General features: G+C 68.0%; 29 protein-coding genes and 2 pseudogenes. 18 read left to right on the top strand and 13 right to left on the bottom strand.

Annotation, left to right across the window (positions count from 1 at the left end; translation table 11 throughout):
* Positions 1–5: 5 nt before the first annotated feature.
* The 6 genes from soxA (at position 6) to BM140_RS10455 (ending at position 6,116) form a co-directional block, all read left to right on the top strand.
* Positions 6–848 (top strand): sulfur oxidation c-type cytochrome SoxA, encoded by an 843-nt coding sequence (soxA, locus tag BM140_RS10480; protein WP_091945261.1) that lies wholly within the window; start codon positions 6–8, stop codon positions 846–848.
* A gap of 17 nt (positions 849–865) precedes the next feature.
* Positions 866–2,545, top strand: a complete 1,680-nt coding sequence (soxB, locus tag BM140_RS10475; protein ID WP_091945258.1) for a thiosulfohydrolase SoxB — start codon at positions 866–868, stop codon at positions 2,543–2,545.
* A 53-nt stretch (positions 2,546–2,598) separates the two neighbouring features.
* On the top strand, positions 2,599–3,894 hold the full coding sequence (soxC, locus tag BM140_RS10470; RefSeq protein WP_091945255.1) for a sulfite dehydrogenase: 1,296 nt from the start codon (positions 2,599–2,601) through the stop codon (positions 3,892–3,894).
* Positions 3,878–4,555 (top strand): c-type cytochrome, encoded by a 678-nt coding sequence (locus tag BM140_RS10465; protein ID WP_091945252.1) that lies wholly within the window; start codon positions 3,878–3,880, stop codon positions 4,553–4,555. Before soxC ends, BM140_RS10465 begins: the two co-directional genes overlap by 17 nt.
* A 101-nt stretch (positions 4,556–4,656) precedes the next feature.
* The gene (locus BM140_RS10460) at positions 4,657–5,559 is read left to right on the top strand and encodes an MBL fold metallo-hydrolase (protein ID WP_244535382.1); all 903 of its coding nucleotides are present in this window, start codon (positions 4,657–4,659) and stop codon (positions 5,557–5,559) included.
* A 98-nt stretch (positions 5,560–5,657) separates the two neighbouring features.
* Positions 5,658–6,116, top strand: a complete 459-nt coding sequence (locus BM140_RS10455; RefSeq protein WP_091945246.1) for a DsrE family protein — start codon at positions 5,658–5,660, stop codon at positions 6,114–6,116.
* Between the two features lie 168 nt (positions 6,117–6,284).
* Here BM140_RS10455 and BM140_RS10450 read toward each other — a convergent pair whose 3' ends face one another.
* Genes BM140_RS10450 through BM140_RS10435 form a run of 4 tightly spaced genes read right to left on the bottom strand, consistent with a single transcriptional unit; the run spans position 6,285 to position 8,844 of the window.
* The gene (locus BM140_RS10450; RefSeq protein WP_091945243.1) at positions 6,285–7,004 is read right to left on the bottom strand and encodes a cytochrome c biogenesis CcdA family protein; all 720 of its coding nucleotides are present in this window, start codon (positions 7,002–7,004) and stop codon (positions 6,285–6,287) included.
* Positions 7,005–7,014: 10 nt separating this feature from the next.
* A complete protein-coding gene (locus tag BM140_RS10445) occupies positions 7,015–7,401 on the bottom strand; it encodes a thioredoxin family protein (protein ID WP_091945240.1) in 387 nt (128 codons plus the stop codon).
* A gap of 34 nt (positions 7,402–7,435) precedes the next feature.
* Positions 7,436–8,023 carry a rhodanese-like domain-containing protein gene (locus BM140_RS10440; RefSeq protein WP_091945237.1) on the bottom strand — a complete coding sequence of 196 codons (588 nt, stop codon included), beginning with the start codon at positions 8,021–8,023 and terminating at the stop codon, positions 7,436–7,438.
* Entirely contained in the window at positions 8,023–8,844 is an 822-nt protein-coding gene (locus tag BM140_RS10435) for a quinoprotein dehydrogenase-associated SoxYZ-like carrier (RefSeq protein ID WP_091945235.1), read from the bottom strand. Before BM140_RS10435 ends, BM140_RS10440 begins: the two co-directional genes overlap by 1 nt.
* 401 nt (positions 8,845–9,245) lie before the next feature.
* Between BM140_RS10435 and BM140_RS10430 the strand changes: the two genes are divergently transcribed.
* The 3 genes from BM140_RS10430 (at position 9,246) to BM140_RS10420 (ending at position 12,081) form a co-directional block, all read left to right on the top strand.
* Positions 9,246–9,920, top strand: a complete 675-nt coding sequence (locus BM140_RS10430; RefSeq protein ID WP_091945232.1) for a Crp/Fnr family transcriptional regulator — start codon at positions 9,246–9,248, stop codon at positions 9,918–9,920.
* Between the two features lie 332 nt (positions 9,921–10,252).
* The gene (locus tag BM140_RS26085) at positions 10,253–10,459 is read left to right on the top strand and encodes a hypothetical protein (RefSeq protein WP_207549447.1); all 207 of its coding nucleotides are present in this window, start codon (positions 10,253–10,255) and stop codon (positions 10,457–10,459) included.
* Between the two features lie 578 nt (positions 10,460–11,037).
* The gene (locus tag BM140_RS10420; protein ID WP_244535381.1) at positions 11,038–12,081 is read left to right on the top strand and encodes a YeiH family protein; all 1,044 of its coding nucleotides are present in this window, start codon (positions 11,038–11,040) and stop codon (positions 12,079–12,081) included.
* Positions 12,082–12,106: 25 nt separating this feature from the next.
* On the opposite strand, the gene BM140_RS10415 is transcribed toward BM140_RS10420, so the two are convergent.
* Positions 12,107–13,258 (bottom strand): TDT family transporter, encoded by a 1,152-nt coding sequence (locus tag BM140_RS10415; protein ID WP_091945228.1) that lies wholly within the window; start codon positions 13,256–13,258, stop codon positions 12,107–12,109.
* A gap of 214 nt (positions 13,259–13,472) precedes the next feature.
* On the opposite strand from BM140_RS10415, the gene BM140_RS10410 reads away from it, so the two are divergent.
* From BM140_RS10410 to BM140_RS10390, 6 genes are all read left to right on the top strand, one after another.
* The gene (locus BM140_RS10410; protein WP_091945225.1) at positions 13,473–13,706 is read left to right on the top strand and encodes a hypothetical protein; all 234 of its coding nucleotides are present in this window, start codon (positions 13,473–13,475) and stop codon (positions 13,704–13,706) included.
* 81 nt (positions 13,707–13,787) lie between these two features.
* On the top strand, positions 13,788–13,922 hold the full coding sequence (locus BM140_RS26570) for a hypothetical protein (protein WP_280142586.1): 135 nt from the start codon (positions 13,788–13,790) through the stop codon (positions 13,920–13,922).
* Between the two features lie 277 nt (positions 13,923–14,199).
* Positions 14,200–15,423: a molybdopterin-dependent oxidoreductase gene (locus BM140_RS10405; protein ID WP_091945222.1), complete on the top strand. Its 1,224-nt coding sequence runs from the start codon at positions 14,200–14,202 to the stop codon at positions 15,421–15,423.
* Positions 15,424–15,434: 11 nt separating this feature from the next.
* On the top strand, positions 15,435–15,773 hold the full coding sequence (locus BM140_RS10400; RefSeq protein ID WP_091945219.1) for a c-type cytochrome: 339 nt from the start codon (positions 15,435–15,437) through the stop codon (positions 15,771–15,773).
* A 186-nt stretch (positions 15,774–15,959) separates the two neighbouring features.
* The gene (locus BM140_RS10395) at positions 15,960–16,943 is read left to right on the top strand and encodes a beta-propeller fold lactonase family protein (RefSeq protein WP_091945216.1); all 984 of its coding nucleotides are present in this window, start codon (positions 15,960–15,962) and stop codon (positions 16,941–16,943) included.
* Between the two features lie 79 nt (positions 16,944–17,022).
* Positions 17,023–18,108, top strand: coding sequence for a molybdopterin-dependent oxidoreductase (locus BM140_RS10390; RefSeq protein ID WP_091945212.1), 1,086 nt, complete (start codon positions 17,023–17,025; stop codon positions 18,106–18,108).
* A 3-nt stretch (positions 18,109–18,111) separates the two neighbouring features.
* Here the strand turns inward: BM140_RS10390 and BM140_RS10385 are convergent, their stop codons facing one another.
* From BM140_RS10385 to BM140_RS10360, 6 genes are read right to left on the bottom strand one after another with little or no spacing between them, the layout of a single operon-like run.
* On the bottom strand, positions 18,112–18,483 hold the full coding sequence (locus BM140_RS10385) for a YidH family protein (RefSeq protein ID WP_091945209.1): 372 nt from the start codon (positions 18,481–18,483) through the stop codon (positions 18,112–18,114).
* Entirely contained in the window at positions 18,480–19,370 is an 891-nt protein-coding gene (locus BM140_RS10380) for a LysR family transcriptional regulator (protein WP_091945205.1), read from the bottom strand. Before BM140_RS10380 ends, BM140_RS10385 begins: the two co-directional genes overlap by 4 nt.
* Positions 19,367–20,248 carry an SGNH/GDSL hydrolase family protein gene (locus tag BM140_RS10375; protein ID WP_165616436.1) on the bottom strand — a complete coding sequence of 294 codons (882 nt, stop codon included), beginning with the start codon at positions 20,246–20,248 and terminating at the stop codon, positions 19,367–19,369. Before BM140_RS10375 ends, BM140_RS10380 begins: the two co-directional genes overlap by 4 nt.
* Before the next feature lie 25 nt (positions 20,249–20,273).
* Positions 20,274–21,077, bottom strand: coding sequence for an anti-sigma factor family protein (locus tag BM140_RS10370; RefSeq protein WP_091945198.1), 804 nt, complete (start codon positions 21,075–21,077; stop codon positions 20,274–20,276).
* A complete protein-coding gene (locus tag BM140_RS10365; protein WP_091945195.1) occupies positions 21,074–21,583 on the bottom strand; it encodes an RNA polymerase sigma factor in 510 nt (169 codons plus the stop codon). The genes BM140_RS10370 and BM140_RS10365 overlap by 4 nt, the downstream gene beginning before the upstream one ends.
* A 43-nt stretch (positions 21,584–21,626) precedes the next feature.
* On the bottom strand, positions 21,627–22,010 hold the full coding sequence (locus BM140_RS10360; RefSeq protein ID WP_091945191.1) for a COG4315 family predicted lipoprotein: 384 nt from the start codon (positions 22,008–22,010) through the stop codon (positions 21,627–21,629).
* Positions 22,011–22,439: 429 nt separating this feature from the next.
* On the opposite strand from BM140_RS10360, the pseudogene BM140_RS10350 reads away from it, so the two are divergent.
* Positions 22,440–22,910: pseudogene (locus tag BM140_RS10350) on the top strand (hypothetical protein); the annotation flags it as partial.
* 58 nt (positions 22,911–22,968) lie between these two features.
* Here the strand turns inward: BM140_RS10350 and BM140_RS10345 are convergent.
* Both BM140_RS10345 and BM140_RS10340 read right to left on the bottom strand, forming a co-directional pair.
* A complete protein-coding gene (locus BM140_RS10345) occupies positions 22,969–23,406 on the bottom strand; it encodes an EamA family transporter (protein ID WP_091945186.1) in 438 nt (145 codons plus the stop codon).
* A gap of 35 nt (positions 23,407–23,441) precedes the next feature.
* A complete protein-coding gene (locus tag BM140_RS10340; RefSeq protein WP_091945181.1) occupies positions 23,442–23,798 on the bottom strand; it encodes a DUF190 domain-containing protein in 357 nt (118 codons plus the stop codon).
* Between the two features lie 26 nt (positions 23,799–23,824).
* Between BM140_RS10340 and BM140_RS26250 the strand changes: the two are divergent.
* Both BM140_RS26250 and BM140_RS10335 read left to right on the top strand, forming a co-directional pair.
* Positions 23,825–23,968: pseudogene (locus BM140_RS26250) on the top strand (arsenical resistance protein ArsH); the annotation flags it as partial.
* Positions 23,969–24,193: 225 nt separating this feature from the next.
* On the top strand, positions 24,194–24,504 hold a 311-nt coding region (locus BM140_RS10335; RefSeq protein ID WP_131803785.1), incomplete at its 3' end, for a transposase.

Genomic DNA, 24,504 nt, shown 5'->3' with positions numbered 1-24,504 from the left:
CCCCCATGCCGTCCGTTCCCCTTCGCGTGGCCCTGGCCGCCGCCGTGATCCTGGCTTCCGCCGTGGCGCCGCAGGCGCAGGACGGCGCGGAGCGGCCGGCTTGGCAGGGACACGGCATCAAGCCGCAAAGCCCCGATTCTCCGTTCGATCAGGTCGTCTCGGGACTGTATTTCCGCTCGAAGGAGACGCAGGCCATGCAGGCCGACGACTTCAACAATCCGGGCTTCCTCGCCGTGGAGCAGGGCGAGGAACTCTGGTCGAAGCTTGACGGGGCGGCGGGCAAGTCCTGCGCGAGCTGCCACAACGAGGCGGCGGCCTCCATGAAGGGCGTCGCGGCCGCCTATCCGAAGTGGAACGAGAAGCTCGGCAAGCCGGTCAATCTCGAACAGCGAATCGACCTCTGCCGCAAGGGGGCGATGAAGGCCGAGCCCTGGGCCTTCGGTTCGCCCGAACTCACCGCCATGACGACCTACCTCCGCAACCAGTCCCGGGGGATGCCGGTCGCCGTGAAGGTGGACGGGCCGATGACGCCCTGGTTCGAGCGCGGCAAGGCGCTCTACTACCAGCGCAACGGCCAACTCGACCTCGCCTGCGCGAGTTGCCACCAGTCGAACCACGGCAAGTATCTGCGCGCGGACTTCCTCAGCCAGGGCCAGAGCAACGGCTTTCCCGTCTACCGCCTGCGCGACCAGCGTCTCGTGCCCCTGCACGAGCGCATGGAAGGCTGCATGCAGGACGTGCGGGCCACGCCGTTCAAGCCGCTCTCCGACGAGTTCATCGCCCTCGAAACCTACGTCGCCTGGCGCGGCCTCGGCCTTCCGGTCGAGACGCCTGCCGTCCGCAACTGAGCGCGGGGACGCGAACCATGACCTCACGCCGCGACTTCCTGCAGATCGCCGCTGCCACCGCCGCCCTCGTGCCGTCGGGCTGGACCCGCGCCTTCGCCCAGCAGCGCCTCACTCACGACGACCTCCTGGCCTTCGAGCCGATGGGCAACGTCACCCTGGTCCATCTGACCGACATCCACGCGCAGCTCCGGCCGGTGCTGTTCCGCGAACCCTCGACCAATCTCGGCGTCGGCGAGGCGCGGGGGCAGGTGCCCCACATCACGGGGCGCGCCACGCTCGACCTCTACGGCATCCCCGGCGGCTCGCCGCTCGCTCACGCCCTGACGCCGGAGGACTACGTCGCGCTCGCCCGCAGCTACGGCCGCATGGGCGGCCTCGACCGCATCGCCACGGTGCTCGACGCGATCCGCGCCGAACGGGGCGACAAGGTGTTGTTCCTCGACGGCGGCGACACTTGGCAGAACAGCTACACGTCGATGCTCAGCAAGGGCCAGGACATGGTCGATTGCATGGCGCTGCTCAAACCCGACGCCATGACGGGCCACTGGGAGTTCACCCTCGGCACCGACCGCGTGAAGGAAATCGTGGACGGGCTCGGCTGCCCGTTCCTCGGCCAGAACGTGCGCGATGCGGAGTGGAACGAGCCGGCTTTCGAATCCACGAAGATGTTCGAGCGCGGCGGCGCGAAGGTCGCGGTGATCGGGCAGGCCTTCCCCTACACGCCCATCGCCAATCCGCGTTGGATGATTGCAAACTGGTCCTTCGGCATTCGTGAGGAGGATGTCCAGGCGAGCGTCGACAAGGCCCGGAAAGAGGGCGCCGACCTTGTCGTGCTGCTCTCGCACAACGGCTTCGACGTCGACCGCAAACTCGCCTCGCGGGTGAAGGGAATCGACGTCGTCCTCACCGGCCACACGCACGATGCGCTGCCGCAGGCGGTGAAGGTCGGCAACACCCTCCTCATCGCTTCGGGCAGCCACGGCAAGTTCCTCACCCGTGTCGACCTCGACGTGCGCGACGGCGCGGTGAAAGGCTTTCGGTCGAAGCTGATCCCGATCTTCTCCGACGTGATCGCCCCGCAGGCGGCGATGGCGGCCAAGATCCAGGCGATCCGGGCGCCCCACGAAGCCATGCTGGGGGAGGAGCTCGGCCGGACCGAGACCCTGCTCTACCGGCGCGGCAACTTCAACGGCACCCTCGACGACATGATCTGCGACGCGCTGCTCGCCGAGCGGGAGGCCGAGATCGCGCTCTCGCCGGGCTTCCGCTGGGGCACGACCCTGCTGCCCGGTCAGCCGATCACCCGCGAGGATGTCTTCAACGCCACCGCCATCACCTACCCGGCGGCCTACCGCACGACCATGACCGGCGCCCGGCTCAAGGAGGTGCTGGAGGACGTGGCCGACAACCTCTTCAACGAGGACCCCTATTACCAGCAGGGCGGCGATATGGTGCGAGTCGGCGGCGTCTCCTACGCCATCGACATCGCCCGCCCGGCCGGCCAACGCATCTCCGATCTGACGCTCCTGCGCACCGGCAAGCCGATCGAGGCGGGGGCGTCCTACACCGTGGCCGGCTGGGCGAGCGTCAACGAGGGCACCGAGGGGCCGCCGATCTGGGACGTCGTGGCCGCGCATGTCCGGCGGAAGGGAACGGTGAGCCCGACGCCGGCGCAAGTCACCGTCCGCGGCGCCTGATCGCGCCCAAAACATTCACGCATCAGAATACATGAAACAGTTCGGAGAGACCCATGTCTGAACCGAAGCAACGCCCCGATGCGTCGAGGCCGACCTCCCGGAGATCTTTCCTGCGCAGCGGGCTGGCGCTGGGCGGCGCGGTCGGAGCCGGCGCCTTCACCGGCCGGGCCGCCGCCGAGACGCCGGATGCCAAGAACCTTCCGCCGAACGTGCCGGAGTGGTCGCAATCCCTCGGCGACGGCGTCGTCAGCCGCCCCTACGGCCGCCCCTCGAAGTTCGAGGCGGACGTGGTCCGCCGCGATGTCGAGTGGCTGACCGCCTCGCGGCAGAGTTCGGTCAGCTTCACGCCGCTGCACCGGCTTGAGGGCATCATCACCCCGAACGGCCTCGGCTTCGAGCGCCATCACGGCGGCATCGCCGAGATCGACCCGGCCGAGCATCGGCTGATGATCCACGGCCTCGTCGAGAAGCCGCTGGTGCTGACCTTGGAGGACGTGAAGCGCTTCCCCCGCGTCAACCGCATCGCCTTCCTCGAATGCGCGGCCAATTCCGGCATGGAGTGGAAGGGCGCCCAGCTCAACGGCTGCCAGTTCACCCACGGCATGATCCACTGCGTGATGTACACCGGTGTGCCGCTCAAGCGCCTGCTGGAGGAGGCGGGCCTCAAGACCAATGCCAAGTGGCTGCTGCCGGAAGGCGCCGACGCCTCGGCGATGACCCGCTCGGTGCCGATCGAGAAGGCGCTCGACGACGCCATCGTCGCCTACGCCATGAACGGCGAGGCGCTCTACCCCGAGCACGGCTATCCCTTGCGCCTCGTCCTGCCCGGCTGGCAGGGCAACATGTGGGTGAAGTGGTTGCGCCGGATCAAGGTCGGCGACGAGCCTTGGCACACCCGCGAGGAGACCTCGAAATACACCGCCCTCCTGCCGGACGGGCAGGCCCGCCGCTTCACCTGGGCCATGGACGCGAAGTCCGTCATCACCGATCCGAGCCCGCAGGCGCCGTTGCACCGCAAGGGCTTCACGGTGCTTTCGGGGCTGGCGTGGTCCGGCCGCGGTGCGATCCGGAGCGTGGACGTCTCGCTCGACGGCGGGCGCAACTGGCGCGCCGCCCGCCTCGACGGGCCCGTGCTCGATAAGGCGCTGACGCGCTTCTACTACGAGTTCGACTGGAACGGCGATCCGCTGCTGCTGCAATCGCGCGCCATCGACGAGACCGGCTACGTCCAGCCCACCAAGGCGGCTTTGCGCCAGCACCGCGGTCTCAACTCGATCTACCACAACAACGGCATCCAGACCTGGCACGTGCTGCCCAACGGGGAGATCGAGAATGTCGAGGTCGCCTAACCGCACCCTCATCGCCCTCGCCGGCCTCTTCCTCGCGGTCGCCCCGGCTGCGGCGGAGCGGCTGAACATCGGGCGCGCCGCGACGCCCGACGAGATCAGGGGCTGGGACATCGACGTGCGCCCCGACGGCCAGGGCCTGCCCGTCGGCAAGGGCACGGCGGCGCTCGGCGAGACGATCTTCCAGGAGCGGTGCGCCAGTTGCCACGGCGAGTTCGGCGAGGGCGCCGGCCGCTGGCCCGAACTCGCGGGCGGCGCCGGCACGATCAAGTCGGACAGCCCGGTCAAGACCGTCGGCTCGTACTGGCCCTACGTCTCGACCGTGTTCGACTTCATCCATCGGGCGATGCCCTTCGGTGCGGCGCAGACTCTGACGCCCGACGAGACGTATTCGGTCACCGCCTACCTTCTCTATCTCAACGACATCCTGAAGGATCAGGACTTCGAGGTGAACGAGAAGAACCTAGCCACCATCCGCCTGCCGAACGAGAAGAACTTCTTCATGGACGACCGCGAGACCGCGGAGAAGGAATTCTGGAACGCCAAGCCCTGCATGAAGGACTGCCTGCCGAAGGAGGCGGCCATCACCAGTCGCGCCCGCGCTCTCGACGTGACCCCCGAGAAGGCATCCGAGGCGGCCAAGCCGTCGGCGCCGGTCCAGTAGGCTGCGGCAATCCGGGAGGTCCGACGATGCCCGAGGTTCAGAACGCGGTGAGGCCCGGATCGCATGCTTCGACGTGCGACAGGCGGGCGGTCGTCGCCGGCATGACGGCGCTGCTGGCAACCGCTTGGCCGACTGGGCGGACAGCCGCCGCTCCGGCGGAAGCCGTCGAGGCCGGCAAGGACACTAGCAAGGGCACGGTGGAGACGGTCAGCGATGGCACGCTGTCGTCGTCCCTCGGCTTCATGCTTCCCGCGGCCCCGCGTGCCGAGGTCGATGCGCTGTTCGAGACCGCGGGAGAATCCGTCGAAGCCAGCCCGATCCCGACGAACGTGTCCGTGGTGCGCGTCGGAGACGAGGTCATCCTGATCGATGCGGGTTCCGGCAATTCCTTTCAACCGACGGCGGGCAAACTTGTGGACACGCTGGAGGCGGCCGGCGTCGCGCGCGAGGCGGTCACCCGAGTCGTGTTCACGCACGCCCACCCCGACCACCTTTGGGGCGCCATCGACGATTTCGACGACAGCGAGCGGTTTCCCAATGCCCGCTACGTCGTGCCGGCCGCGGAATGGGACTTCTGGACCCGCGACGACGTCGAGACGACGGTGCCGGACTGGCTGAAAGGATTGGCGGTCGGCTCCCGGCGCACGCTCAAGCGCCTGGAAGCCAAGATGGAGCGGCGCAAGCCCGGCGAGACCGTCGCGCCGGGCCTCACCTACGTGGCGACGCCTGGGCACACGCCGGGGCACGCCTCGGTCCTCGTCGAGGCGGGGCGTGAGCAGATCCTGATCGGTGGCGACGCCCTCAGCCATGCGCTCATCTCCTTCCGCCGGCCCGGCTGGGCGTTCGGAAGCGACCTCGACCGCGATCTGGCGATTCGCACCCGCCTTGCTCTGCTCGACCGCTTGGCCAACGAGCGGATGACGCTCGTCGGATTCCACTTGCCGGGCTCGGGTGTCGGCCGCGTCGAGCGATCCGGCGACGCCTTCCGATTCGTGCCGGCCTGAGCCGAGCCTCCGCGGAATGACGCCGTCAGGTCCGTTCGAGCATAATCCCTCACGCGGCGTCGGGGGCCAACGATATCGCGAGGGCGGGAGGATCGAACATGATGATGTCACGCAGGGGCGTGTCGGGCATCGCGACGCTGATGGCCACGCTGGTAGCCACGCGGGCCAGGGCCGCCGAGACCGGCGTGAAGACGCACCGGGTCGCGATGCAGGTGAGCACGAACGATGCCGGCGTGTTCGATCTCGCCCTCAACAACGCCGTCAACCTCGCGCGTGAATACGGCGAGGCCGCCGAAGAGGTCGAGATCGAGATCGTCGCCTACGGTCCAGGGCTGCACATGGTCCGGGCCGATACCTCACCGGCCAAGGCCCGCATTCACTCCGTTACGGACAGTGTCCCGGGCATCGTCCTCTCGGCCTGCGGCAACACCATCACTGCCATGGAGCGCGCGGAAGGGCACCGGTTGGAACTGTTGCCCAATGTCGGCGTGGTGCGCGCCGGTGCCGTCCGGCTGGTGACGCTGCAGGAGGCGGGCTGGAGTTATCTGCGGGTCTGATCGGCGTTCGTGGCAAAGACGATCGAAGCTTCCCTGATTGTCGCATCGCCGTCGCGGGTGCGCAGCGCGATCCGTTCGGGACCTCCCACGTCCCGGGCCTGGGCACCGCAAGGCATCGGGACGAGGCAGGGAGACAGGATTGGACGAGACGCATCGGTGATCGGGCCCTCAGAGGCGCGTGGTGAGGTCGGTGAGCCAGGACGGCGAAGCGTTCACCAGCGCGGTTTCGATGGCCTTGTCGTAGCCCGAGAGGATCACGGCTCCGCTCACCACCAGGATCAGGCCCAGCGCGGCCTTCAGACCCTTGCCGGCGCTCATCATGCGGTTGCGCCAGCGCATGAGGACCTCCCGCGACAGGGTGCCGAGAAGCAGGAGCGGAAGCGCCGCGCCGACGCCGAAAAGGAACATGGTCAAGGCGACGGTGCCGAGATCACGACCCTGGGAAGCCAGGAGCGAGGCGGCGCCCAGCGTCGGGCCGACGCAGGGGCTCCAGACGGCGCCGAGCAGGAGGCCGACGCCGAACTGGCCGAGGAGGCCGGCGGTCGAGAAGCCGCCGAACCGGGTCTCGGTCCAGTCGCTCACCGGGCCGGCGGCCACCGCCAGCCGCGTCTGCACCGCCGGGACCATCAGGACGAGGCCGACCAGCACCAGCAGGATCGCGGCGACAGTGCGGAAGACGTCGGTGTCGAGCCCGATGGCGAAGCCGACCGTGGCGACGAACAGGCCGATCACGACGAACGACAGCGCGAGACCGGCGGCCAGCGCCGCGGGGCCCAGGCGGTGCTCGGAAGCGGCCGCTCCGAGCACCAAGGGCAGGAGCGGCAGCACGCACGGCGACAGGACGGAGAGGATGCCGGCGAGGAAGGCGAGGCCGAGGGTGGCGACCATGGGTTTCGCCTCAGAGCGCCTTTTCCACGAGGCCCTCGATCCACTCGGGCTGGGTCTCGCCGATGGAGCGCCCGACCTCCTTCTCGCCCTTGAACGCGATCAACGTGCTTTGCATGCGGGCGTTGAGCGCCTTGAGAGCCGGCTTCTGGCTGTCGAAGTCGACGTCGAACACCTGCAGATCCTTGAACCGCGGGTCGGCCCCGAGCTTCGCCAGGATGGGCTTCTGCGTCTTGCAGATCGGGCACCAGGGCGCGCTGATCTCGACCAGGATGGGCTTGCCGGCCTTCTGCGCGGCGGCCAGGGCCTCCGGCGTGTACGGGAGGAAGTCGGCAGCCTGGGCCGGGGCGAGCCCGAACGGCGCCGCCGCGAGGAGGGCGAGGAGGGTACGGCGGATCATCGAGGCGAGCCTTCGAGATGGAGGATGATGGTCGTCATTGGCCGACGGTCGACTTCGGGCGTGCGGCCCATCGCGCGTCGGGGCGTGACACGGCTGTGTCATGGCCGTCCTGCCAGCCCTCTATGCCCTGCGGGAACCAGTGGACGTTCCGGTAGCCCAGGGCGACGAGGCGCTTGCCGAGGTTCCAACTGCCCCAGCAGTCGGGGTGGCAGTAGGTGACGATGGGCCTTTCGAGGTCGCCCCCGGTGAGATCGGCGACCCGTGCCTTGAGGGCGTCCTGGGCGGCCGCGTCGAGTTCCCCTTCACCCGAGGCCGGCAGCCACGTGCTTCCTGGGATGTTGCGGTGGATAGGGAACCACAGGCCGCCCGGAGGCAGGCCGGCGGGCTTCCGGTCGATCTCTGAGACGTCGAGAAGCACCGGCTTATGCTCCTGGATCAGCTTGGCGACTTCGCCGGCATCGACGACGGTGGCCCCTGCGAGGGTCTGCGGCGTGTAGCCGTGCAGCGCCCCCTGCCAGTAGCCGTCGGGCTCCCGCACGCCGACGGGCGAGTCGGCGGGCGCTGCGGCGGTCAGGAACACGGCGGCCGCGGTCACGATGGGAAGGCGGAGCACGGGTCGCATCAGTTGCTTGCCGAACGGACCGGGAAGCTCTTCTCCCAGTGGCCACCCTGGTTGTCCGTTGCGGTGACCTTCATCGGGCCGGCGCCGTCGGGCAGGTAGCCGAAGTTGATGACGGGGTTCGCCGAGATCGAGATGTCTCCGTCCATCGTGAAGACGCTCTTTTCGCCGTAGCTGACGGTGATCTTCTGGATGTAGCGGGCCGGGGTGTAGTCGCGCGTCACCTGGTTCATCTGCATGCCCGAGAAGTTCGGGTGGCGGATCATCAGGGTCGCCTGGACGGGCTTGCCCGGCTGCCTCTCGCCGAACTTCATGCGCATGTCGCCCATGCCCTGCATCGCCTCCTCGTCGCTCATGCCCATCGGTGCCGAGCAGCCGCCGGACGCCTTCACGTACTCCGTGGCCTCCTGGAACGTGCCGTCCTTCATCTTCGCGACGGCGTGGACGTCGGTGTAGTTGTTGACGCGCACGCGGAGCTTCAGCTCGCTGGGGTCCGCCGCCGGGCCGAAGACGACGTGGGCGGCGTACGGCGTCGGGTTGTCGTCGATGATGAGCGACAGCTCCGCAACGTTGTCCTTGTCGGGCACGGTCAGGGTGATCGGCACGAGGGAGGCGTCATCCGCCCGCTTAGGGGCGTCGATCTTCACCGCCTTACCCCCGGACTGGATCTTGGCGTCGCCAAAGATCTGTTGCTTGATCTCGCCCCAGCGCTCAGCGCGTTGGTTGTCGGAGTCGCCCGCCGCGGCATGCGCCGATCCGGCGGCGATCAGGATGGGCAGGGTTAGGCCCGCCAGCAGGGCGGTCGTCCGGCGCGATGATGCCATGGCGTTTGCTCCTCCGTTGTCGTCATGCCTGCCGTTCGCAGGTCCGATTGAGAAGACCGTAGCCCTTATCCGGCCGGGCGTCGGTGACCTGGGTCACGCAAGTCGGCAGCCGCTCACGATTCTCTCAGGAACGGGGGCGGCGGCGGGTTCAGGGGGGAGGTCGCCTCGCAGGGCAGACGGGGTTCGGACGCCGACGGCGTAGGTCTTCGTGCGTCGAGGTGCCCTGGGACGGCTTGGTTTTGCGTCCCGGTGATCGGCTTATGGGATCTCGCGGGAAATGTTATGTCGGCGAGGCCGAACGAGCCGGTGACCTCGGGTAACACCGGCCTGGAACGGCGGGAGAAACTTCCAAGAACGACGGGGCGGTCATGCATCGCGCCGGCGGCAGGCGGACGTCACATATGCCGGACAACCATCAGGTCGAGCGCTGGATCGAGCGCTTCCCCCTCATCAAGGGCTTCTCCGCCGCCCATCTGCAGATCGCGCGCGGTACGGTGCACTTCCCCGTCCTCGAAGCCGGGGCCGTCGCATACGAACTCGATGGCGCCTGCGCGAACTACCTCATGTGCATCGACGGTCGGACCCGCGTCTTCCGGATGTCGGAGGGCGGGCGCGAGGTGCTGATCTACAAGGTCGGCGCGGGCGGGACATGCGTGCTCACCACCCAGTGCCTGTTGGCCGGCGGGGGCTTCCCTGCCGAGAGTATCGCGGAGGAGCGCACCGAACTTGCGGCGATCCCGGCCTCGACGTTCCAGCAGTTGATGGCGGAGAGCCCGGAGTTTCGAAGCTTCGTCCTCGACGACTATTCCAGGCTCATGGCGAGCATGTTCACGCTGATCGAGGAGGTGGCTTTCGCGCCGCTGGAGCAAAGGCTTGCGCGCCGGCTCCTCACGGAGGCCGGCCCCGACGGCGTCGTCCACAAGACCCACCAGCAACTCGCCGCCGACGTGGGCAGCGTCCGCGAGGTCGTCAGCCGCATCCTGGCACAATGGGCCGAGGCCGGTCTCGTGATCCTGCGGCGCGGTCAGGTCGAGATCGCCGACCGCGCGGCCCTGGCCTCCAACCGCCTCCATTAGTCGACGGGGTCCGGTTCTCCGAGCACCATCAGGGAACGGCGGAACGGAGCCCGTCGACGAGACCGTCACTCCTGAGGGGCGGCAACGCTTGCTGCGACGAATTGTAGGAGCATCACGGTACCGCCGCATGCTTCGCCACTTACTGCCAGTACGGCTTGGTACCCAACGTCCAGCGGCGACCGACACGAGGCGCTTGGCTCCCTGGCTGGGCATCCGCGCGCCTCATCCGGCCCGACGGGCGTAGCGTCCCACGTCGCGAGGCTCGAAGTAGCGTTCGAACGACACCCGCACGTCCATCTTCTTCTTGAGGGTCGCCGGGGGAAAGCGGCTCCTTGTTCAAGGTGGCGCCGCGGAGCGTCACGGCTCTGAGCTCCGGCAGGATCTCGTCGGGCATGAAGGGGCCGCGCTCGGCGATGAGCTCGGCTATCTCCTGCATGACGCGGTCCCAAAAACTCCTCAGCCCGGAAGCGGTGGAGCTGGTTCTCGACCTTCCGGAGGCGAGCCTGGACGCGGGCGGCTTCGGTCTCAGGATCATGTAGCCTCCCGGCTCGACCACTCCGCGCAGCGACCGCTTGCAAGCGAAGAGCGGCCATTCCAGCGGTTGTCGCAGAAGGTCCGGAAGTGGAGCACAGCCGAACAAACGGCATGCGAACTCCTGACCCATTGCAGACTCTTGGAAGGTCCGCTTCCAGGCTGTTGAGGCAGACGCCGGCGGCCCGGTTGGGTGGGTTTCTGCCTGTCCGCAATCGTAAAGAAAGTCACGGTAGCGGACTTAAGCACGTCGTAAAATTCAGCCTGTTTGGCCTGCTGCCGGTTTCACGGACACCTGGTTTAGGTGTGAAGGTGAAGCCGGAGGTGCTCCATGCAGCGTCGCAAGACCGCCATGCCGCTTCGCATTGCCATCGAGGTGCTGAGGCCGAATCGATGAATGGCTCACGTTCGGTCGAGATCGGTTCAGCACGCTCCCGTGTCGCATCGTATTTAACGATCAAACACATCTTACCGTTCTATTGGATTGAACGGAAGCGACGTGGAACTCTCGGGCATCACCTCGGAGCTTCCCATGTCGTTGCCAAACCAATCGCCCTACCCTCGCTCATTTGGCGTCCTGGCCGGCATGCGAGCCATTCTTCCGGGGCTGGGCCTCTGCGTGGCGGTTACCGCCGCGGCGGTTGGCTTCGAGGCCGCCGAGGCACGTCTGTTTGGTCGCGCCTGGCTCGAAGCTCTGGTGCTGGCGATCCTGCTCGGGAGCGCGATCCGCACTGCCTGGACCCCATCGCAGCGATTCTTCCCGGGCATCGCCTTCGGGGCGAAAACCGTTCTGGAGATCGCGGTCGTGCTGCTCGGCGCGTCGCTCAGCCTTGCGACGATCCTCGCCGCCGGTCCAGGCCTGCTCTTCGGCATCGCGGGCGTCGTCGTGGTCGCGATCCTGTCGAGCTACGGCATCGGCCGGGCGCTCGGCCTGCATCCGCGCATGGCGATCCTCGTCGCCTGCGGCAACTCGATCTGCGGCAACTCGGCGATCGCCGCTACGGCCCCGGTGATCGGTGCCGACGGCGAGGACGTCGCCGCCTCCATCGCCTTCACCGCAGTGCTCGGCGTGCTGGTGGTGCTCGGCCTGCCGCTGTTGGTGCCGCTGCTCGGCCTATCGCCGATGCAGTACGGGGTGCTCGCCGGCCTCACCGTCTACGCCGTGCCGCAGGTTCTCGCGGCGACCGGGCCGGTCGCGATGCTCAGCGTTCAGGTCGGAACCCTGGTGAAGCTTGTCCGGGTGCTGATGCTCGGTCCGGTTGTTCTGGCGCTCTCGCTCGGTGCGAGCCGGTTGCGCGAGGAGACCGACGAGGCTGCCCCCGCCGTCACCGCCGGCGACCGCCCGACTCGCGGCAGCCTCGCAATCCACCGCCTGGTGCCGTGGTTCATCCTCGCCTTCCTGGCGCTCGCAGGTCTCCGCTCGGCCGGGATGATCCCGCAGCTTGCGCTCGCGCCGATGGCGGAGACTGCGAACGTGCTGACCGTGGTCTCGATGGCGGCGCTCGGCCTCGGCGTCGACGTGCGCAGCGTCGCCAAGGCCGGCGCGCGGGTGACCCTGGCGGTGGTCGCCTCGCTCCTCGCGCTCGGCGCCGTCAGCCTCGGCCTGATCCGCGTGCTCGGCCTAGCCTGAATCGGTCGGATACGCCGAGGGCAACTCAGGCCCCGGCGAGGCAGGGCGAGACGAAGAGCTCGCCGCGATAGGCCCCGCGTAGGGTGCGCACGGACACGACCAGCCAGAGCAGCGTCAGCAAGCCGACGAGGCCTGCTCCGAGCCAGGCGAACCCGCTCAGCTCCGTCACTTCGCCAATCCGGAGGGTCGCCAGGGCATAGACGCCGAGGGGGAAGATGTAGCCCCACCAGCCGAGGTTGAACGGAACGCCGGCGCGCAGATAGCGCACTGTGACGGCGAGCGAGAGCAGGAACCACCAGGCACCGTAGCCCCAGAGGATCAGCGCGCCGATCAGGCCCGTGATCCGGAGGATCTCGGGCGCGGCGGGAAAGCCGCCCGCCGCGAGGATCGGGCCACCGGCCTGCCCCAGCACGAGCAGGCCGAGCGCCCCGGTTCCGAGCGGTCCGAGGGAGAGCCAGCTCGATGCGGCCATCTCCCGCGGCGGCAGGTTGTGGAGCGCCATGCGTAGCACCAGGATCGCCAGGATACTCAGCGCCAGCGGGACCGAGACGCCCCAGAGTACGAAGCTCGTGACGATGACGGCAAGCTGCTGGCTCTCGCCGACCAGAGCCGGGGCGAGCAGGCCGCCGGAAACGGCGACGACCTCGGCGGTCACCACCGGCAGCAGCCAGACGGCCGTCATCTGGTCGATGCGGTGCTCCTGGCGGGTGAACATGAGATAGGGAATCGCCACGGCGCAGATCATGGCGAGCACCACGTCGATCCACCACAGCGGCAGGGCGATGCGGACGGTCTCGCTGCCGAGATACGGTGGACCGAAGATCAGCAGCCCGTTCAGCAGCGTCGCCAGCGCCATCGGGATCGCCCCGAAAAACATCGACACCGTCGAGTGGCCGAAAATCCGCCGGGCCCCGTCGAAGAAGAAGATCCAGCGCGCGCCGTAGACCAGGCAGAAGGTGACGAAGAGCAGGACGGAGGCGAGCCAGAGACCGAGCGGGACCGGGGCCAGCAGGTCATGCGTCGCCGGCAAACGGTCAAGGGCCAAGGCGACCACACCTGTGCCCATCACCACAGTGAACCAGTTGGGCGTGAATTGCCGGATCACGTCCCGGGGATGCTGGAGGCGCGAGAGCGGCTTCAAGCCTGTGCTGATCGCCAGCAGACTGGATTCGGACACGGGGCGCTCTCGGGCTTCGGAGGGTCGACGCACCGGCTCTAGCACGACCCCGCATCACGCGCCCCCGCGATAGAAAGCGGCTCGCACGCGGCGCTGTCACATCGATAACATCGATTAGAATCAGCTGATCAAACTGTTATTAAGAACGACTCTTGGCCGCTAACTTCTCGTCATCACGAACAGACGTGACGACCCCACCAGAAGGATATCGACCATGACCCGTACGATCGCCGCCGTCGTCCTTGCCGCCTCCACTCTTGTCGGCATGACGGGCCTTTCGCAGGCCCAGGGCCTCCGCGCACCGCAGACCCGCTCCTTCACCAACCCATCTGCTCTGGTCTACGGCGACACCGATGGTGCCAACGCCAAGAACCCGGCGCTCCCGACCTACGCCCGTGGCCGCGGCCAGGAGACCGGCGGCCCGGCGCGGGAACTGATCGGCCGCTGAGAGCGCCCCCCCTTTGGCCGCCGGGCATCCGCCCGGCGGTGCGTGAAGGCTTCGACCATCCAAATGGCAGGGAGATCCATCATGACCCGACCCACTATCGAGACCACCGACGAGGCCCGGCAGGGTGAAACCAGCAGTCACATGCGCTGGGTTCTGTTCTGGACGGTCGCTCTGACCGTCGTCGCCGTCGGAACCGCCTGGCTGACGTTAATCTGATCCGGCCGCCCGCCATTGACCGGAGATCGGAAATCTTCGGACGATCGCAATGGGAGATCGTTGAAATCTCAAACGATCATTGGATGGAATAATCGTCTCGTCGCAGCATCTCCTGCACGGGGGAACACCTTTCCGCCGGGAAGCCCCGAATCGACGACACGGGTTTCCGGCGGCGAGACCGGACCGTTCCGACCGACGCCAAGGCCGTCGACCGACGTCGACACCGAGATTCGGCGACTGGCCAACGCGGCTCAACAAACGATTCCAGGGAGACATCATGCGCCATCTGCACGAACCGTTTAATCGCCGCCTCGTCCTGGGTGGCCTCGGCCTCGGTAGCCTCGCCGCCGCGATGCCGGCTTGGGCCGCGGGCTCGGTGAAGCTTCCGCTGCCCGGCGGCCCGGACGAGCGGGCGCTGACCACGGCCTTTCCGGGCAAGGGCGAGATGATCATCCAGCGCACCCATCCGCCGCTGCTGGAGACGCCGTTCTCGGTGTTCGACGAGGGCGTGTTCACCCCCAACGACCGCTTCTACGTGCGCTGGCACTGGGCCTCGATCCCGACCGAAGTCGATGCCGGTACCTTTCGGCTGAAGGTCCACGGCCATGTCGAGAAGGAGCTCTCCCTCTCCCTCGACGCCATCGCCGGTCTGCCGCGCTTCGAGATCGCCGCGGTGAACCAGTGCTCGGGCAATTCGCGTGGGCTGTTCGAGCCGCGGGTGCCCGGCGCGCAATGGGCCAACGGCTCGATGGGCAATGCCTGCTGGACCGGCGTGCGGCTCAAGGACGTGCTCGCAAAGGCCGGGGTGAAGGCCGGTGCCGTGCAGGTGCGCTTCAACGGCCTCGACGCGCCGGTGGTCGACGACGCGCCGGACTTCAAGAAGTCGCTCGATCTCGACCACGCCAACAATGGTGAGGTGATGATCGCCTACGCGATGAATGGCGAGCAATTGCCGCTTCTCAACGGCTTCCCGCTCCGCCTCGTGGTGCCGGGCTGGTACTCGACCTACTGGGTCAAGATGCTGTCCGACATCGAGGTCCTGGACAAGCCCGACGAGCAATACTGGATGAAGACCGCCTACCGCATCCCGGACGTGCCGGGCGCCAACATCAAGCCCGGCCAGACCGGCTTCAAGACGGTGCCGATCAACAAGATGGTGCCGCGCTCGTTCGTCACCAACCTGCAGGACGGCGCCAAGGTGGCGGCTGGAACGCCGGTGGCCATCCGCGGCATCGCCTTCGGCGGCGATTGCGGGGTGAAGACGGTCGAGTTCTCCGGAGACGGCGGAGCGACGTGGATTCCGGCGCAGCTCGGCGCGGACGAGGGCCCCTACAGCTTCCGCCGCTTCGACGGCAGCCTGCCGGCGCTGGCCGCCGGGATCCACACGGTGAGGGTCCGCTGCACCAACGCCAACGGCGTCGCGCAACCGATGGACCGCGTCTGGAACGGGGCCGGCTTCATGCAGAACGGCATCGAGACCGTATCTCTCCAGGCCGCTTGAGGAGAACAGCCATGATTGACATCCGCCCTGCGGCCTTGATCGCCGCGCTCATACTGTCGCCCCTGGTGGCGCTCGCCGCCCCGGCTCCCGAGCCGATGCGATTCACCTCGCAGTCGATCGAGATGCCGACTTCCGACCGAATCTTCCCGGACGGGCCGGGGGCGGAGGCGGTCAACAACAACTGCCTCGCCTGCCATTCGGCCGGGATGGTGCTGACCCAGCCCAAGCTCACGAAGGCCCAGTGGACCGAGACCGTGAACAAGATGGTCCATGTCTACAAGGCGCCGGTCGATCAGGCCGACGTGCAGACCATCGTCGATTACCTCACGGCGCTGAAGCCCACACCCTGAGTCCCCTGAACCCCGAGGCCGTCGTACTTTTTTCGCCGGCCTCGGGGAATAGACCACCCTCGCTGGCATCTCCTTGAGGCGATGTACCGCCGGACCAGTCCCGCACTACGCAAACCGACTACGAACCCGCCCTCACGGCCGGCCCCTGGCTGCCGAACGAGCGCGCATGCTCGAAAGACACGCTTCATGACCCAAATCCGCACCAGCCTGCGTGCCCTCCTTGCGGGAGCCGCCTTGCTCCTCGCCCAGCACCAACCTGGATTCGCCGCCGGCTTCGACGGCGCGATCAAGAACAACGCGCTGGCCCTGAACGCTGCCGGCACGGTCGCCGCGGTGTCGAACAGCGAGGAGAGCGCCGTCATCGTCTACGACGTCGCCAAGGGCACGGTGCTGCGCCGCCTCGACGGCTTCGTGACGCCGCGCAACATCGTGTTCGCACCGGACGGCGCCCGCTTCTACGTCTCCGACAGCGGCACCGGCCGGATCACGATCTACGAGACCGCCACCGGCAAGGAGGCCGGCGTTCTCGCCGCCGGCCCCGGGGCCTTCGGCACGGTGCTCTCGGCCGACGGCACCAAGCTCTACGTCAACAACGAAGCCGCGAGCACGCTGACCGTGTTCGACACCAAGACCCTGCTGGCAGATGCCGTGATCCCCGGCTTTTCGCAGCCGCGCCAGGGCGTGAAGCTGTCTCCGGACGGCAAGACCGTGTTCGTGACGAACTTCCTCGGCGACAAGATCACGTTGGTCGATACCGCCACGAACAAGATCACCGGCGAGATCGCCGGGTTCGACAAGCTGCGCGCCATCTCGATCACCAAGGACGGCAGGACGCTGTTTGCCGCCAACAGCGGCCGCAATACCATCGGCGTGGTCGATGTCGCCGCCCGCAAGGTCACCTCCGAGGTGGCGGTGGGCAAGGACCCCTACGGGGCCGCGCTGACCCCGGACGGGCGCTTCGTCTATTCGGGCAACCTCAAGGACAATTCGCTTTCGGTGATCGATACCGGCACGCTCAAGGTCGTCGGCACTGTGACCGGCCTGAACGAGCCGCGCCAAGCGATCGCGTTCTCCGCCGACAACGCCCACGCCTACGTCCTCAACCGCGACCTCAGCGTCGCCGTGGTGGATCGCGCCAAGAACGCGGTGGTCTCGACGATGAAGCCGTGACCGATCGCGCGTCGGGTGCCTTACCGGCTCCCGGCGCGTTCTCATCGACGACACGTCACGAACGCAGGACAAAGACCCCATGCTCGGCCTGTTCCAGGGCAAGGACCGCCTCATCGTCCACGGCAAGGCGCCCTACAACGCCGAGCCACCGCTCGATCGTCTGCGCGCGGCCTTCCTCACCGATCAGGCCGACTTCTACGTCCGCAGCCACGGCGACATCCCGGACCTCGACGCCGACAGCTACCGCTTGACCGTCGACGGGATGGTCGCCGTGCCGCTCGATCTCTCCCTCGCTGACCTCAAGACGCGCTTCGCCCACGTGACCGTCACGGCGGTGATGCAATGCGCCGGCAACCGCCGGGCCGACATGCTGGCCGTGGCCCCGGTCTCCGGCGACCCGTGGGCGCCCGGCGCCATCGGTAATGCGGAATGGACCGGCGTGCGGCTCGCCGACGTGCTGCACGCAGCCGGCATCGATGCGGATGATGAGCGCCACGTCGCCTTCGAGAGCCACGACCGAATCGCGGACACGGATACGCGCTTCGGCGCCTCGATCCCGCTGGCCAAGGCGCTGGCCCCCGAGACGCTGCTTGCCTTCGCGATGAACGGCGAGCCTCTCGCCCCCGAGCACGGCCATCCGTTGCGCGTGGTGGTGCCGGGATTTGCCGGCATCCGCAGTCCGAAATGGCTCGCCCGGATCACGGTGCAGGACCGGCCCTCTGACAACCCGATGCAGACCGACGACTACAAGCTGTTTCCGCCCGACGTGACGGCCGAAACCGCGGACCCCACCCACGGCCTCACCATCGAGGCGATGCCGCTCAACAGCGCGATCTGCGAGCCCGCCCGCGGCGCGACGTTGAAGGCCGGCCGGCACGCGATCCGCGGCTACGCCATCGCCAGCGACCGCGCGGTCGCGCGCGTCGACGTCTCGACGGATGGCGGCCACAACTGGGCGCAGGCCCGGATCGAGCGCGACACCGACGCGCCCTACGCCTGGACGTTCTGGGAAATCGAGCGCGAGTTGACGACCGGCGAGCATGAACTCGCGGTGCGGGCCTGGGATTCCGCCGGCCAGACCCAGCCGGCCGCGCCCGACGACACCTGGAACTACAAGGGCTACCTCAGCGCCGCATGGCACCGGGTGCGTGTGACGGTGGCCTAAGCCTCACACCCAGAGCAGCGCGGTGGCCGCGAGGCTTGAGATTGCAATCAATAGGGCTGCAATCCCGACTGTGAGGAGGCGCGGCATCATCGGGATCTCGGCATGGGCGAGACGCGTCCGGATCGCCCGGTCCCGCCAAGCCGCGCCCGCGAACGAGGCGAGCGCACAGGCGATCAGCGTCAGCGACAGCACCTTCAACGGCCAGACCGCGAGCACCTCCCGCAGAAAGCGCTGCGCGGCGAGGCCGACGCCGAGGAACGCGAGGCCGGTGCGAAGCCACGCCACGAAGGTGCGCTCGGCCGCGAGCACCGTGCGGTCCTCGGCGAGCCTCACCCGGGGATCGTCGGGGGGCACCGGTTTCGCGGGCTCGCTCATCCGACATCCGCCTTCGTGGTCAGGTCGAGCAACACGTCGGCGGCCCGGCTGCGGTAGCGCTCCTTGTGGCGCAGCACCCGGAACGGCCGGCTTGGCAAGTCGAACGCTGCCCGCACCAGGGTCCCGGCCCGGAGTGCTGCGGCCACCACGGTCTCGGACAAAACGGCGGCCCCGCCCCCGGCCTCGACGGCGGCGCGGACCGCCTCGTTCGAGGGTAGTTCGAGCAAGATCTGGAGTTGGGCCGGGGCGAGGCCGGCCTCCGTGAGCGCAGCCTCGAAGGCCGAGCGGGTTCCCGATCCCGCCTCGCGCAGCACCCAATCGGCGCTGACAAGGTCTTCGGGTTCGAGGTCGGTCGCTCCGGCGAAGGGATGGCCGGGGGCGACCACGAGGACAAGCTGATCCCGCGCGATGGTGGTGCTCGCGAGCGTCGGGTCGTCGAGCGCCCCCTCGACGAAGCCAAGTTCGGCCGTTCCAGCCCGCACCGCGTCGGCGGCGTCGGTGGTGTTGCCCACCGCCAGACGGATGGCGATCTCAGGGTAGGCGCGGCGGAAGGCGACGAGGTGGCGCGGCAGCCAGTCGCTGGCGATGGTCTGGCTGGCGTAGAGCGCCAGCGTCCCGCGCCGCAGGCCGCTGAGGTCGGCGAGCACCAGTTCGGCGACCTCAGCCCGGGCCAGCACGGCGCGGGCCTCGGTGAGGAATACGCGCCCCGCCTCGGTCAACTCAATCCCGCGGCCGACCCGATGGAACAGCTTGGTGGCGTGCCGCCCCTCGATATTGGCGATCGCCGCGCTGACCGCCGACTGCACGAGGTTCAGTGCCTCGGCGGCCCGGGTCACGTGCTGCCGCTCGGCCACCGCCACGAAGATGCGAAGCTGGTCGAGGGTCATGGTTGCCGGGCGGCCGCAGCGAACAGCTCGCCGATGGTGCGATAGCCGGCATCCGAGGGGTGCAGGTCGCGGCCCGGCGTGCAGAACAGCGTCAGCGCGCAGAGCCGGGCGACGGGATCGCCGGTGCGATTGAACGCGGGAAACACCAAGATCGTGCGGGCGCCAGCATCGGCTGCAGCGGCCACGATCACCCGATTGAGATCCTCGACGAAGCGGTCGCCGCCTTGATCTACTGCGGCGAGCCAGTTGTAATAGGTGCCGACGAGGATGTGCGCTCTGGGTGCCGCCTCCCGCAACTGCCCGAGGATCAGCTTGAGGTTGGCCTCGGCTCCCTTGAGCGCCGTCGGCCAGCGGGTCGCGATGCAGTCGGCGCCCTGATCGGCGCAGGCCGTTTGGACGGCGCGTAGGTCGTTGATGCCGATGTCGAGAGTGATCGTGCCGACGGTTCCGGGATGGGCGGCAAGATACGCGGTCGCCGCGGCAAGCTGCGCGCCCTGGTAGGGCACATGCAGGGGCAGCGGCGCGGTGCCGAAGGGCTTCCCGGTGGTGGCGAAGCCGCAGGGTCCGGCAATGAAGGAGGTCGTCGATTCGCCGGGGCAGCCGAGGTTGACCACCGTCAGGCCCGGCGCGGATCGCTTGAGATCGGCGGCAAGGACGTCGACGTAGCCCGTATCGAAGCTCTCGGGCCTCACTGCGCCTTCGGCGATCTGCCCCTTCAGCTTGCCGATCTGGAGGCCGTAGGCGAGCGAGTCCCCGAGCGCAAGGTAGGTCGGGGCCGGCTCGGCGATGACCGATTTCGGTACCCCGAGCCCCGCGAGAACGCTGAAGAGCACAATGGCCAAACTCCGGGCTAGGTTTGGTCGAACGGCGGTCGTCATCCTGTCTCCCCGCTTCGTTCCGATCCTAGCGCCGTTCCGGCGCGAGGCCACGCACCTGCGCATCGATGGCCTGAGCGACCGTCAATAGCCGCGCCTCGTCGGTGCGGCCGGTGACGACGTAGGACATGCCGCCATCGACCCACGAGAAGGCGGCGACGTCGCCCTCGCGGGCGAAGCGGAAGAGCGTGCGCCCGTCGCCGTCACCGACGCGGCTGTAGAGCGTCAGCCGGGTTCCGCGGTCGTCGTCGTACATCAGCATCGCCGCGGGCTCAGCGCCCGCCGGCAACAAGCGCCCGCCCATCAGGCGGAACCCCTGCGCCGCGAGGTCGGGGGCGGCAACCCTGTGACCGAGACGCTTCGAGAGCCAGGCCACGAGATGGGACTTATCGTCGGCACGCACCTCCACCGGATGCACAGCCTCGACGACGAAGGTGCGGAAAGCCGCGACCGCATCCTGTGTCGCCGGTGCCTCCGCTGCCATCGCTGTCGTGGGCACACCGCGCAAGGAATGGCCGACCCAACCGCCGGCACCGCCGACCGCGAGGCAGAGCACGGCTGCAGCCGCCATGGGAAACCATCGTGCGCCAGCGTACCGATATCGCGAGCGGATGTTGGCCACCCGGAGCCGTGCCGGGATAGCCTCCTCGGCGATCGGCGCGAGGCGGGCGCGCAGGCGCTCACGCATGACTCTATCTGCCGAGACCTCGGCCGCGCGCGCCGGGTTTTCTGCGAGCCATGCCTCGACCAGCGCCTGCCGCTCCGGTTCGAGACGACCGTCGATCAGACTGTGCAGGTCGTCCTCGCCGACCGGGCGTGGGTCCCCGCTCATTTCACCCTCCTCAGGAGGCCTGTCCGGCCGGTTTCCAGAAAATTTCGCATCCGCGTCCGCGCCCGGCTCAATCGCGACATCACCGTGCCGAGCGGCACGCCGAGCACCTGCGCGGCCTCGGCATAGGACAGATCCTCCACCGCCACGAGAAGCAGCACCGAGCGTTGTTCCTCGGGTAGTGCGTCGAGCCCGACGAGCACGTCGCGGGCCCCCAAAGCGGCCTCCGGGTCTGCGCCCGGATCGGGCACCTGCTCCAAGGCATCGGCGCCGAGATTGACGCCGCGCCGGCCCCGGCGCCGGACGGCGCCGAGGAACAGGTTGCGCTCAATCGTAAACAGCCATGCCCGGAGGTCGCCGTCGCGGCGGCGCCCGGACCATGCGGACAACGCTCGCTCCAGGGTGTCTTGGACGAGGTCGTCCGCCGCCTCGCGGTCTCGCAGCAGCGCGACGGCGTAGCGCCGCAGGGCCGGGATCTGCGGTTCGATCAGGGCACCGATCTCGTCCAACGACTTTTCCTGGTCAGAGGGGGCCAATCCAGGCATTCACCGATCAAGGCTTGGCGATGTGCCACGCTCCATTGAGGAAGCCGTCGCCGGTGGTGTCGCCGGGCTTGGCGTCCTTGGCGAAGGTGTAGAGCGGCTTGCCCTTGTAGGCCCACTGCATCGTGCCGTCGTCCCGCGTTACCGTCGTCCAATCGCCGCTGGCCGTCGAGCCGGAAGCGGCCGTCAGGGCTGGCCAGTTGGCGGCGCAGGGGCCGTTGCACATCGACTTGCCGCCCATGTCCTTGTCGAACGTGTAGAGGGTCATGCCTTGGGCATCGACGAGCGCCGGCCCCTTGGCGGTCTCGCCCGTCATGGCGGGCGCAGCGGCCTGGGCGGCCACGGCGGAGAAGGCGACAGCCGCGAAGGCGGCGCGGATCAACAGATTGCGCATGGGTGAGGTCTCCCGCGGTCGAGCATGACCGCATCGGGAGGGATGCCGAACGGGCGCCTCTATTCCGTGGACACACGAAAAAAGGTGATCCCATCGGCGTGAACGACATTCCGCTCCCGCCGCTGAATAAAGTCGGTACTCCGGCATCCCTCCCAGCGACACCGGATCGAGAAGAATCCGCATGTGCGGAGCACTGGGATTTTCCGTGACGGCGGCGTTGATGGCGAACTGTCTCGTCGGCGGCAGGGTGATGATGCGCCCAACCATGGCCGCTACCGAGCGTAGAAGCCCCGTCGGCGTCCTTCGTCGCGATGATGGGGTAGTCGATGGCGCAGATGCACGCCGACATGCCTGACGTCCGCGAACCTGGGCCTGCTCTATCGCGGCCAGCTCCTCGTCCACGGCATGGGCTTCTCGCCCGACCGCAAGATCGACACCGGCAGCAACGCGGTGATCGCCACGATCCCGATCGGCCAGGGTCCGGAGGGCGTGGCCTACGTCCCGGAGGCGGTGCCGGAGGGGGGCGCGCCGAACCTCCAGCCGCTGGGCGCGGCGGGCCAGTCGAGCACGCTGACGCTGGACGGGCCGGACGGCAAGGCGGCCACGCAGGTCACGCTGTTCGACCAGGGCGTGCTGCAGACCCTGCAGGCGGCGGTGACGGGCCTCACACCGAAGAAGCCCTACGTGCTGGCCCTCTCGGCCGATCCGAAGGGCGCCGGGCCGCTGGAGCCGCTGGCCGCCTTCATGACGAACCCGGCGGGCGCGGCCATCGTCAACGCCGTCGGCCCGATCCGGCAGGTGACGCAGAACGCAAATGCGGCTGCGCGACGCAGCCTCGTCATCGTCGAGGGCAAGCCCGGCGAGACCGGCGCGCCGGTCCAGACGCAGGCGCCGCGCTGACGAGACAAGGGGGCGGTCGCCGGACCGCCCCCACGCATCCTATCCCGACGGCTTGTCCTCACGCCCTGTAGGCGACCAGCACGGCGCCGACAGCGATCAAGGCGATGCCCAACCAGTTCGGGACAGCCAATCGCTCGCCCAGGAACACGACGCCGAACACCGCGACCAGCACGACGCTGAGCTTGTCCAGAGGTGCAACGCGAGCCGCATCGCCGAGCTTCAGGGCGCGGAAGTAGCAGAGCCACGAGCCGCCGGTGGCGAGTCCCGAGAGGACGAGGAACAGGTAGGTCTTCCGCGAAATCGACCCGAGCGGCTGCCATTGCCCGGTGGCGAGCAGAATCAGGCTGAGGACGCAAACGATCACGACCGTGCGGATCAGCGTGGCGAAGTCGGAATTGACCGCCTCGATCCCGATCTTGGCGAAGATCGCCGTCAAGGCCGCAAATGCGGCGGAGAGCAGTGCCCAGATCTGCCAGGATGCCAGAAGGGTCTTCATGGCTCGAACCCCGCCACGTCCTGAGGGACATCGGCCTACGTGATCCCGGCAGGCCCGACGCACCATTGTTCCAGAGGCTTGTAGACGACGATCTTGTCGGTCAACAGATCGCCCTGTTGACGGCAGAATTGTTCGAGTTGGGCGCGCCGGCCGATCAACTCGACGCAGATGGTGAGCTGAGGATCGGAAAGCTCCGAACCGTCTTCTCGGATAGGCCCGTGGTCGCTGAATCCGTACTGAGCCGGGTGGGCGACCGCGTTCATCAGGCCTGCGGTCTTGGCCCGCAGGATCGGTTCCCGGTAAAGGGGCTTTGCTCCCGTTCCGGGCTGCCAGAACGAGCGCCGCTCGCGCGATGCGGCTCTGTCCGCCCGTCTGACATAAACGCGCAGCATGCCGACCTCGGCCGGAATCACGGTGTGTGAAGCCGGGGCCGCTCTACGAACGCGTCGTGGACGTGTGCGAGGAGCTGATGAAGTTCACGCTCCTGACCCGCGAGCGGAAGGAGCGCGCGCCGGAACGGTTAAATAGCATTGCTGCCGACGTGGGGTTCGCGAAGCGATAGATTGCTTGCTCCCAAGCTCGCTCCGACGTTCACGTGTGATGTTCTGAAGGCCCAAGTAGGTTCGACACCGGAAGGTAGCTTACCTGCAGGTGACGTCCGCTTCAGGGTAGTGCGCCGAAGTCCGCTCATGGCGCGTAGCTGACAAGTCGGCATGCGAACTCCTGACCCAGGCTGTGTGAAAACGTGCTGATCTGGTAGAATAAATCCCGATCTGGGGAGGTCGGGATGAAACGCTTCATCGCAGGCGAGGATCGTCAGCAGATCACGCTCCTGCCCGACTGCCTGGACGACTACATCACCGCCGACAATCCGGTTCGCCTTGTCGAAGTGTTCGTCGATGAGCTCGATCTGGACCGGCTCGGCTTCGCGGGCGCGGTACCGGAGGCCACAGGCCGTCCGGCCTACCATCCAGCGACTCTGCTGAAGATTTACGTGTATGGATACCTCAACCGCGTTCCGTCGAGCCGCCGCCTCGAACGCGAGAGCCAGCGCAACATCGAACTGATCTGGCTGACCGGCCGGCTGATGCCCGACTT

Source organism: Methylorubrum salsuginis (assembly GCF_900114375.1).
GTDB classification, from domain to species: domain Bacteria; phylum Pseudomonadota; class Alphaproteobacteria; order Rhizobiales; family Beijerinckiaceae; genus Methylobacterium; species Methylobacterium salsuginis.
This window is presented reverse-complemented; position numbering and strand designations above follow the sequence as displayed.

Coding starts and splice junctions, on each gene's coding strand:
- soxA (WP_091945261.1), top strand. CDS start 6: ATGCCGTCCGTTCCCCTTCGCGTGGCCCTGGCCGCCGCCGTGATCCTG.
- soxB (WP_091945258.1), top strand. CDS start 866: ATGACCTCACGCCGCGACTTCCTGCAGATCGCCGCTGCCACCGCCGCC.
- soxC (WP_091945255.1), top strand. CDS start 2,599: ATGTCTGAACCGAAGCAACGCCCCGATGCGTCGAGGCCGACCTCCCGG.
- BM140_RS10465 (WP_091945252.1), top strand. CDS start 3,878: ATGTCGAGGTCGCCTAACCGCACCCTCATCGCCCTCGCCGGCCTCTTC.
- BM140_RS10460 (WP_244535382.1), top strand. CDS start 4,657: ATGACGGCGCTGCTGGCAACCGCTTGGCCGACTGGGCGGACAGCCGCC.
- BM140_RS10455 (WP_091945246.1), top strand. CDS start 5,658: ATGATGATGTCACGCAGGGGCGTGTCGGGCATCGCGACGCTGATGGCC.
- BM140_RS10450 (WP_091945243.1), bottom strand. CDS start 7,004: ATGGTCGCCACCCTCGGCCTCGCCTTCCTCGCCGGCATCCTCTCCGTC.
- BM140_RS10445 (WP_091945240.1), bottom strand. CDS start 7,401: ATGATCCGCCGTACCCTCCTCGCCCTCCTCGCGGCGGCGCCGTTCGGG.
- BM140_RS10440 (WP_091945237.1), bottom strand. CDS start 8,023: ATGCGACCCGTGCTCCGCCTTCCCATCGTGACCGCGGCCGCCGTGTTC.
- BM140_RS10435 (WP_091945235.1), bottom strand. CDS start 8,844: ATGGCATCATCGCGCCGGACGACCGCCCTGCTGGCGGGCCTAACCCTG.
- BM140_RS10430 (WP_091945232.1), top strand. CDS start 9,246: ATGCCGGACAACCATCAGGTCGAGCGCTGGATCGAGCGCTTCCCCCTC.
- BM140_RS10420 (WP_244535381.1), top strand. CDS start 11,038: ATGCGAGCCATTCTTCCGGGGCTGGGCCTCTGCGTGGCGGTTACCGCC.
- BM140_RS10410 (WP_091945225.1), top strand. CDS start 13,473: ATGACCCGTACGATCGCCGCCGTCGTCCTTGCCGCCTCCACTCTTGTC.
- BM140_RS26570 (WP_280142586.1), top strand. CDS start 13,788: ATGACCCGACCCACTATCGAGACCACCGACGAGGCCCGGCAGGGTGAA.
- BM140_RS10405 (WP_091945222.1), top strand. CDS start 14,200: ATGCGCCATCTGCACGAACCGTTTAATCGCCGCCTCGTCCTGGGTGGC.
- BM140_RS10400 (WP_091945219.1), top strand. CDS start 15,435: ATGATTGACATCCGCCCTGCGGCCTTGATCGCCGCGCTCATACTGTCG.
- BM140_RS10395 (WP_091945216.1), top strand. CDS start 15,960: ATGACCCAAATCCGCACCAGCCTGCGTGCCCTCCTTGCGGGAGCCGCC.
- BM140_RS10390 (WP_091945212.1), top strand. CDS start 17,023: ATGCTCGGCCTGTTCCAGGGCAAGGACCGCCTCATCGTCCACGGCAAG.
- BM140_RS10385 (WP_091945209.1), bottom strand. CDS start 18,483: ATGAGCGAGCCCGCGAAACCGGTGCCCCCCGACGATCCCCGGGTGAGG.
- BM140_RS10380 (WP_091945205.1), bottom strand. CDS start 19,370: ATGACCCTCGACCAGCTTCGCATCTTCGTGGCGGTGGCCGAGCGGCAG.
- BM140_RS10375 (WP_165616436.1), bottom strand. CDS start 20,248: ATGACGACCGCCGTTCGACCAAACCTAGCCCGGAGTTTGGCCATTGTG.
- BM140_RS10370 (WP_091945198.1), bottom strand. CDS start 21,077: ATGAGCGGGGACCCACGCCCGGTCGGCGAGGACGACCTGCACAGTCTG.
- BM140_RS10360 (WP_091945191.1), bottom strand. CDS start 22,010: ATGCGCAATCTGTTGATCCGCGCCGCCTTCGCGGCTGTCGCCTTCTCC.
- BM140_RS10345 (WP_091945186.1), bottom strand. CDS start 23,406: ATGAAGACCCTTCTGGCATCCTGGCAGATCTGGGCACTGCTCTCCGCC.
- BM140_RS10340 (WP_091945181.1), bottom strand. CDS start 23,798: ATGCTGCGCGTTTATGTCAGACGGGCGGACAGAGCCGCATCGCGCGAG.